The sequence below is a fragment of the Clostridium sp. DL1XJH146 genome, from assembly GCF_054819755.1.
The window spans coordinates 1-380 of sequence record NZ_JBTVVN010000115.1 but is presented as its reverse complement, the minus strand read 5'-3'; the positions used below and the strand labels follow the sequence as shown (position 1 = coordinate 380).

Here is a 380-nt window from a genome sequence, read left to right as displayed (position 1 = left end):
TTAAGAACCAAAGTTTCTACAAGCGTTGGAAAGAAAAAACTTAACCAATTAAAAAATGCAGCTTCTAAATCTATTGGAAAAAAAGTTATTAGTGAAGCTATGTTACTTGAATTTAACATCTTACTTGAAGATTATAATAAGTTATGTGATAGAATCCTTCATATTGAATCTAAAGCACAAGATTTAGTGCTATCTATACCTTGGGCTTCAAATGTTGTTGATATTAAAGGTATAGGCGTTTTAAGCGTAGCTGCAATAGTATCTGAAATAGGAGATATATCAAAATTTGACCATGGAAAACAGCTTCAATCGTTATGTGGTTTTGATTTAAGGGAAAATAGTTCTGGTACTCATAAAGGCAAGACAACTATAAGCAAAAA

General features: G+C 30.3%; 1 protein-coding gene. It reads left to right on the top strand.

Annotation, left to right across the window (positions count from 1 at the left end; genetic code table 11):
• A partial coding sequence (locus ACVHXK_RS18730) for a transposase (protein ID WP_461207926.1) occupies positions 1-380 on the top strand: 380 nt, incomplete at both ends.